Source organism: uncultured Gimesia sp., assembly GCF_963972345.1.
Lineage (GTDB): Bacteria > Planctomycetota > Planctomycetia > Planctomycetales > Planctomycetaceae > Gimesia.
On sequence record NZ_CAXAVM010000273.1, the window covers coordinates 1 to 7,648 of the forward strand.

Below are 7,648 nucleotides of genomic sequence, written 5' to 3' on the forward strand. Positions count from 1 at the left end.
GAGTACGCTGCCTGGTCACTATGATGCATTGATTTCTTCGGAGTAGTTCCGTTCTCCGCTTGTCACTTTCTCTACTGAATCCTGGATATAGCTGGCAAGCATTTCGACGAGCTTTCTGCGGTCGATGGGCTTGGCGAGATAGTCATCGCAGCCGGCATCCAGGCATTTCTGGCGGTCGCCGCTCATGGCATGGGCGGTTAACGCGATGATCGGGCCCCGGTAGTCGGCTTCTCTCAGTTTTTTTGTCGCCTGGTAACCATCCAGTACGGGCATCTGCATGTCCATCAGAATGGCGTCAAAAGGCTCACCGGCTGCCATGGCAGCGGTTGCCAGTTCGAGGGAAATCTGGCCGTTTTCTGCAATCACGGTTTCAGCGCCCGATTTATGCAGGATGAAACTGATCAGTTTCTGATTATCGGGGCCGTCCTCGGTTAACAGGAAGCGATAGTTTTTCAGAGGCAGACTATCGAATATTTCGGTCTGGTGCGATTCCGTTTCAGAAACAATCCGGATGGGACGGGCATCGATCAAAGCCACATTTTCCAATGATCCCGTTTCGATCGAGATCGAAAACGTACTCCCCTTTCCGGGTTCACTGGTCACGGTAATTTCGCCGCCCAGCAGTTCTGTCAGACGTTTACTGATGGTCAGACCCAGTCCGGTACCACCAAACTTCCGTGTCATCGAACCATCGGCCTGGGTGAACGGTTTGAACAGGGAGTCAATATTTGCCTTATCGATTCCAATGCCGGAATCGATGACATCAAATTGCAACCGGGCAGGTTGCTCCGGCTGCTCGATCAGGCGGGTGACGACAGTGACTGAACCGGTTTCTGTGAATTTGATCGCGTTGCCGATCATGTTGATCAGAATCTGTCGTAAACGTGTAGGGTCTGAAGAAATCGTTTCCGGGATGGGGCCGTCGATCAGGAAATTGAGAGGCAGTCCCTTGGAGATCGCACGCACATTCATCAGCGAATAAATATTGTTGAGCAGCGCATGCGGAGAACAGGGAACGTGTTCCACTTCCATTTTCTCCGCTTCGATTTTGGAAAGGTCCAGAATGTCATTGATGAGCCTGATCAGATACTGGCCGTTTTCTTTAATCGTGCGGGCGGCTTCGATGTTTGTCGGCTGGCTGACCCCATCCAGTAGAATATCATTGAAGCCGAGAATGGCATTCATGGGGGTACGGATTTCGTGGCTCATATTTGCCAGGAAGGCACTCTTGGCCCGGTTGGCTGCTTCGGCTGCTTCTTTGGCATGAATCAGATCACGCTCGGCCTGTTTACGCGAAGTGATATCCGTTCCATACAGATTGACATACCGTTCTTTGATGATCGGGATGATGTTCAATGAGTAGCAGTGCTCCCCGGTCTCCAGTTCGATTTCAATTGATTCGTTGGAGTTCAATACCTGCTGACAGGTGGTGTAGATTTTCTGCGGTAACGAACTGCCCACCTGCGCTTCCCAGTATTCCAGCAGCTCCCGACTGGATGAATTGGCATAAATCAGGGTTCCTTCTGCCGAGGCGCGCATCACGGGGTTGCAGTCTTCATCCGGAAAACGCGACAGTCGTTCAATTTCCCTGGCTGTCCGCTGCTGTTCGGTGATATCCAGGATTACGGCAACAAACACCTGCCTGTTACCCAGGTAGGAAGTTTCGACATGCACTTCAATCGGGTATTCGGAACCATCTTTACGGCGATGGATGCCTGTGACTTCCACGTAACTTTGCAGACCCTGTTTGAGTGGTGTCAGCAGTTGATCCAGGGCATGGTATTCCAGGTTGGTGTTGAGTTCTACCGGCGTCAGTTTCTGGAGTTCTTCAAGGTTATAGCCGATGTTGAGCCGGGCACCCCGGTTGGCGTGGATGAACTGATATGTTTCTGCATCCAAAATATAGATTTCGTTGTGTGACTGGTCCAGAATTTTACCGAAGGCACTGAGCTGCTCAGCTTTTTCATTTGCCGCCCGCAGTTCGATGGCCTGTTGTTTGAACTCCTCTGTCCGCAGCTCAAGGACGTCATTTTTCTCGGAGATCATCCGGTTTGCAGAATGCAGTTCGTGAGTCCGCTTCTGTACTTCCGATTCCACAAAGGCTTTTGTCTCTTCCAGCACGGCACGATGTCTTGCCATGGATTTCATCTCGCGTACATTCTGCTGAATGGCGATCATCAGGAACAGCACTTCAAACACAACCCACGCGCCGTGTTCCACAATCCGCCAGGGACTGGCCGTGAGTACGCCAAAGACGGCCTGCGGATAAAACAGACCAAAGATCGAATGGTCGAGGACCACAACGGTGGTCGCGGAGAGCAGGACGCGCCAGTCTCGATAGAACGCCAGAAACGCCAGCGATCCGAAAATATGGAAGTGTGTTTCAATCCGGCCGCCACTCAGGTGAATGAGCAGGGAGGAAGTCAGCATCTGACTGACGGCGATTACATGTCGCGTTAATGTGGTTCCGGGACGCAGGAGAGTCAGCAATACGGGAAACAGGGTAATCAGTCCGCCCAGCAGGCAGGCCGTCCAGACATGGAGGTGCGTTTCGCTATCAATACCGATCCAGGTGCGCGGGGTAATCCAGAAAGCAGCGGCCATCGCTGCCAGCCACTGCACCACCATCAGGCAGGCAAACAGACGATCGGTTCTGAGGTAGAGCTGATGCTGATTTTCCTGAAGCAGTTCCTGGGTTCGCTTCGCGATGGCAGGATGGTGGCCTTTTGTCAGAACGGATAACGACATTACAGTCCCTCCTGGTGGGAGACGGATTGCTCTCCCGACAATGGACATCCAAAGGTGAATGTTTCAGTTCGCTCTGCAGTTCCCTGCAGTAGAATCGATTCAATGGCCGATCGGCCGGCATTGTCACCGGTGTGTCCCCGCGATCCGGTAATTCCGCCGTGAAACAGCAGCTTGCCCTGGGTGTCATAAAGCAATGTGTATCCAGAGGTGGTCGCGTTAAACAGTTTGGCAGTGGAACCATCGAGGTCACTGAAAACCGAGACACCCGGAATGGCGGCAGCCGTTTTCCAGAGAGCCGTTTTTTCCCAGCCTTCGGGAAAAGCAGATGATTTGAAAAAGATAACCCGGGCATCAATCCGTTCCGGGCCGAGTCTCACAATCTTCGCCAGTTCATTCAGGCTGGCGGTGGTACAGGGACAGCGGGGATGCGCAAACATCACCAGCGTTGGTCGCATGGAATTGAATTTCATCTGACTGTTGTCGGGCCAGGCCGCAGCTGCCAGCGATGTTTCCCCCGGCGTTGCCTGGTGCTGCAGGAGTACAAACATTCCATATACCACGGCACCGAACCAGAAAAATGTCAATACAGGTACCACGAGAGGCCAGGTATTCCTGTGATGTGGAATTGAAAAAGGCTCTCCTGTCTGTTTCGGTGGTGACAGGTTGATACTGCTGACGTTCATATTCTCTTCTTAAACGGGAATGCAGAAAGATTCCGATTTCTGCAGGTGTAAAATGGAAAGTGACTGATATAAAATCATATTTTGCAATTTCCTGTGTGGTGGAAATTTCAATGCAATATATGATCCCATTGTCCAAATTAGTCTGCGTGGAATAGAGAGCCTTTATAACCGGCAAAAAACGATAAAAAGCAGGAGGGATTCCCATTCAGTTTTTCGACGGATTAGTGAGCAGATGGATCAGGTGGTGAAGCGTTGCGTGCAGGGAAAAAACGCATTTTTTCAGCCTGCAGGAGGGACTTACCGGCTGTCATCCTGAAGTGCAGGTTCGAAGAGGGAGCGCAGGTGTGTCTGGTGCCCCTCAATACACGGGCGGGGAGATCTGTTCGACGCTGACATTCATGCTCAGCAGATCGACCGGGTCGCCGAACTGGGTGTAGACGGCGACGTCTGCGGCATCGCGACCGTAGGCAATCGCCACCCGTCCCCCCTTCAGATTGTCCTGGGTCGGGTCGAAGGTATACCAGCGTCCGCCGACATAGGCTTCAAACCAGGCGTGCAGGTCCATCGGCTGCAGCGTTTCCAGGTATCCGACAACCAGTCGCGAGGGAATCGACAGCGCGCGACAGCAGGCGATTCCCAGGTGCGCCATATCACGGCAGACCGCCTGGGGCTTCTGATTGACTTCGCAGGCGCTGATGATTTCCTGCCCTTCGCCGGGCGCATATTTGATGTTTGTGCGAATGTATTCGACAATCTTCTGGCACTGATCGTAGCCGGGAGAGACTCCTTCTACGAGTGAAGAAGCCATCTGTGTGAAGCGATCTGATTCGCAGTAGCGGCTGGGCAGCAGGAAGGGCAGGGTTTCTTCAGGCAGCTGTTCGACGGGCATAAAGGGCGCACCGGGAGATGCATCCGAAGCGTCAGCGACTTGAATATCAAATGAAGTCTGCACCGAAAACGAGCCGGCAGGCGCCACAAGTCGCTGACAGAGATTCCCGAACGGATCGGTGAACTCAATCGCGGAGACACCGGGGTTCAGCACATATTGCTCGCGGCCCACCCATTGCTGACTTCCACTGCGGGGCCGCAGCATGAGCAGAAACGGTGTATTCACGGGGATGTTGAATTCGAGTAAGCACGAAGCATGCAGCCACATAAAGCACATTTTCAATCAGGGATTCCCACGTTTCCGATTCCGCGGGCAGGATTCAGAAACAGAACATTCGACGTCTCAAGCTGAGATCAGCAGCGAACTCAGATCGTCTGGAACGCATTATCCTCTACTGTGAGGTAAAAGATAGCCTCAATTTACTCTGCCAGACGTTTACAGACAAAATGACGGACACACTATCTCAGATCAGTTCGATGATCAATTCCCGGCGTTCGAGGATGTACCGGGGGCGGCCGCTATGATCCAGAAATGTGGTAGACGGGTCGATGCCCAGGTGGCGGTAGAGCATTGCCAGTACATTTTCGGGACGATACGGCGCGTCGACCGGCGAGCCGCCTTCCGCATCGGATGAGCCGATCACCTGGCCGGTTTTGATGTTGCCGCCCGCCAGCGCCACGCTCATCACACGTCCCCAGTGATCGCGGCCGGCGTTCTTGTTGAACTTCGGCGTCCGCCCGAATTCGCCCATCGCTACGACCATCACTTTTTTGTCGAGGCCCCGTGCATGCAGATCTTCCACGAGGGCCGCGAAGGCGCGGTCGTAGGGAATCGCTTTCTGCCGCATGCGTTTGACCAGGTCACGATGATCGTCCCAACTGGGGCCGGTCACCCGCACGGAAGCGACGGTCACACCATGTTCCACCAGGCGGCGGGCCAGCAGAATGTTCTGTCCAAAAGAGTTCCTGCCGTAACGGTCGCGCGTGGCTTCATCTTCCTGGGAAATGTCAAAGGCATTCCGCGCTGAATCCCCGGCGACCATCTCGAAGGCTTCGCGTGTGAATTGATCCATGGCATCACCGACGCCGTTGTTGTCGATAATTTCGCGGGTAGCGTCGAAGCTTTTCAAGAGGGCTTTGCGATCCTGCAGACGCTTTGAAGTCAATCCTCGCAACAGGGTCAGGTTGGGAACCTCGAAGTTTTTGGTGTCTGCATCGCGGGCGGTGATGAAGGGATTGTAACCTTTTCCCAGCCAGGCGGCACGACCAAAACGCATGTCGCGTGGCAGAGAGACGAAGGCGGGAATGCCCTGTTCGTTACTGCCGCGCACCCGGGAGGTAATACAGCCGATGCTCGGCATTTCGTTTTCATTACTCTGGCGATCACGCAGATAATACCCGGTTTGTGTCAGATGGCTGCTGGTGCGATGGCTGCCGGAATCGTGATGAATCGAGCGGATGACCGCCAGCTTATCCATCACCCGCGCCTGCTCTTTCATGAATTCACTGAACTGCACTCCCGGGACGGCCGTCTTGATGGGATTGAGCGGACCGCGGTATTCCGAGGGGGCATTGGGCTTGGGATCATAGGTTTCATGCTGCGCCGGACCGCCGGCCAGTTCCAGAAAGATGATCGCCGTATCCTGCCTTGCATGTCCTGCTTCCGCAGCCTGCGCCCGAAGGCGGAGAATATCGGGAAGAGAGACGCCCATCAGGCCGGTCAGACCTGCCTTGATGACGGACCGTCGTGAAACGCCATCACAAAATTCTGCAGTTCGCTGAGACATTCCTGCTCCTTTCCCTGGTGAGTCTGGTGGGATGGTTGCGGGGTTGGCATCATTGCCGGTAGGTGGGATGATTAAATATCTGCACTTGTGATTATATCGGAATAAGAAACATGCATCAACACTCGTTAATGTGTTGGGGCCGAATTTGCCTCCGAAAATGAGTCTGAAACCGCTTTAAGTCTGAAAGATTCGTTATCTTAACATCACCGACCGTGTTGATTTCCCGGCTATGTTTAGCCGTTTTTATCTTCACTGACACAGCGAACCAGCGTTGAGCTGATATTCACTTGACGGAGACCATCCTGAATCCATGCGAGTGTCGTTTTCGTCCCTCTCAAGTCATTTAACAAGGCCTTGGCATCCTGTAATGAAATCTGTCTGCGCTTTCTGAGTACTCGCAGCGCAGGCACAACATCGTTTTGATCGTCCAGTACTAATTGCCATTCACCTTCTTCCAGCAGAATCGCCGGTTTCAATTCTTCTGGCAGGTCACCCTGGCCATCAAATTCAATGGTCGAACCACAGGATTTGCAATTAGCGTAGCCCGACCAATACAACTCTCCCTTTATTAAATGTTGACGATAATTGACAATCTCCGTTGCGCCGCAACTGGAACAGATTTGTGTGTATTGAGCCATTGGTTAGTTATCCATACTGCCAATTCCATTAGCAATCTCAAACGAGATTCCCCTGCCTGCGTCAACTCCACCAGTTCCCCCGGCACCTGAATGCTCAGCAGATGATGCCGGCATATTTTGATATACCTTTGGATCACAAAACTATTTCTGAAAGTAAGGATGCAGATGATTATCGTCGATACAGCCAGTTCATTGTCCTGATTTACCCCAGTAGGATTTGTCTTCTTCAACCATTAATCATGCGGATTCACAATATTTCGCCAGTCCGGGTAGATCGGACGTGCCGAAGCGTTCGGGCCTCCTTTGACGGGCGGCGCGGGGGGAATATTCTTGAGGGTCTGCTGCAGCAACTGGCGGGACTGTTCTCCCAGTTTGCCTGCCTGACCGGTGGCGAGATTCTGGCTCTCGGTCAGATCCTGGGGCACATGGAAAAACCGTCCATCGTGGTACAGTTTGAAGTCGGCGGTTCGCACATATTGATCCCCGGTGAATCGTCCCCAGTAGGGCTGGTAGTGATTCAGTACCCAGGTGCGGGGTTGTCCTGTTTTCCCGTTTAACTGGGGCAAAAAGCTGCGGCCGTCGATGGGATCGTCTTTCCCGAGTTTGACATCCGCCATTGCGGCGAAGGTGGGGTAGAAGTCGGTGAAGTCGATCAGGTCATTCAGCACTGCTCCCTGTGGCGTGTGCCCTTTCCAGTACGCGACGAGCGGCACATGGGTGCCCATGTCGGTGGTCGAACCTTTGCCGCCATGAATGGTTCGACCATTCCATTGTGAGGTGATTTGCACGTTTGTGCCATTGTCGGCGGTAAACAGGATCAGCGTGTTGTCCAACTGGCCGACGTCCTCCACCTGTTTGACAATCTTGCCGACAATTTTATCGAGGTAATTGACCATCGCCACAA

6 protein-coding genes are annotated in these 7,648 nt (G+C 53.2%); all 6 read right to left on the reverse strand.

All coding sequences use genetic code 11. From position 1 onward, the window contains the following. Window positions 1–18 precede the first annotated feature (18 nt). Window positions 19–2,748, reverse strand: coding sequence for an ATP-binding protein (locus tag AACZ40_RS27130; protein WP_291170099.1), 2,730 nt, complete (start codon window positions 2,746–2,748; stop codon window positions 19–21). Then, window positions 2,748–3,431, reverse strand: a complete 684-nt coding sequence (locus AACZ40_RS27135; RefSeq protein WP_291170101.1) for a hypothetical protein — start codon at window positions 3,429–3,431, stop codon at window positions 2,748–2,750. The genes AACZ40_RS27130 and AACZ40_RS27135 overlap by 1 nt, the downstream gene beginning before the upstream one ends. Before the next feature lie 358 nt (window positions 3,432–3,789). Continuing rightward, entirely contained in the window at window positions 3,790–4,596 is an 807-nt protein-coding gene (locus AACZ40_RS27140) for a transglutaminase family protein (protein ID WP_291170354.1), read from the reverse strand. Between the two features lie 187 nt (window positions 4,597–4,783). Continuing rightward, complete coding sequence (locus AACZ40_RS27145; RefSeq protein WP_291170103.1) at window positions 4,784–6,106, reverse strand: DUF1501 domain-containing protein; 1,323 nt, start codon at window positions 6,104–6,106, stop codon at window positions 4,784–4,786. Between the two features lie 233 nt (window positions 6,107–6,339). After that, complete coding sequence (locus AACZ40_RS27150; protein ID WP_291170105.1) at window positions 6,340–6,744, reverse strand: hypothetical protein; 405 nt, start codon at window positions 6,742–6,744, stop codon at window positions 6,340–6,342. Window positions 6,745–6,977: 233 nt separating this feature from the next. Continuing rightward, a partial coding sequence (locus AACZ40_RS27155) for a sulfatase-like hydrolase/transferase (protein ID WP_339676692.1) occupies window positions 6,978–7,648 on the reverse strand: 671 nt, incomplete at its 5' end.